Source organism: Bartonella sp. OT172YNZD (genome assembly GCF_042193725.1).
GTDB lineage: Bacteria > Pseudomonadota > Alphaproteobacteria > Rhizobiales > Rhizobiaceae > Bartonella > Bartonella grahamii_A.
The window spans coordinates 1-559 of record NZ_JBHILZ010000116.1 but is presented as its reverse complement, the minus strand read 5'-3'; the positions used below and the strand labels follow the sequence as shown (position 1 = coordinate 559).

Sequence of the window (559 nt, the reverse complement as noted above, 5' to 3'; positions counted from 1 at the left end):
CGTGTTGAATTAACGGGCAGTGTGCATATTCAAGCAGAAGATTTGCAGCACAATCAAAAATCTGTTGGCGCAAGCCACAAACACGGTGGGGTCAAAATGGGTCCCTCCACAACCTCTTACCCCCTTTAAAGGAGTTTTATGATGCGTGAGAACACTTATGTTATTTTAACCAATGCCGATTTTGTTGCAGGCAAGCGTTCACCGGGAAAAGGTGAAGAAATTTGTTTAAGTGAGGAAGCGGCAAAGTATCCGTTGCTTCTTGGTCAGATTGCTGAAAAACCAGCCCCTATCGTTTCTGCAGCCCCAACTGTTTCTTCCACAAAGACAACGAAGGGTGCTTAAAGCATGCGGTGCGGGATCAGCGAAAAGGATGGCTCTCTCTTATATGGTTGGGACCATTGCCAACAGTCACTCCGTAAATGTCTGACGACAAGGATTGGGACGCGGGTTTTGCGTCGTCATTATGGATGTGATGTTGGAGCATTCCAAGACGCCAATGCTAATCCTGCGACGATGATGCAGCTTTATCAAGCAATTGTTGAAGCGCTTGATGATCCAG

The 559-nt window shown here is 46.7% G+C and carries 2 protein-coding genes; both read left to right on the top strand.

The features are described from left to right. The first annotated feature begins 141 nt into the window (after positions 1–141). A complete protein-coding gene (locus ACFIJS_RS09330; protein ID WP_375651354.1) occupies positions 142–342 on the top strand; it encodes a hypothetical protein in 201 nt (66 codons plus the stop codon). Between the two features lie 3 nt (positions 343–345). Next, positions 346–559, top strand: a 214-nt coding sequence (locus ACFIJS_RS09325) for a GPW/gp25 family protein (RefSeq protein ID WP_375651353.1), incomplete at its 3' end; no start/stop codon positions are given.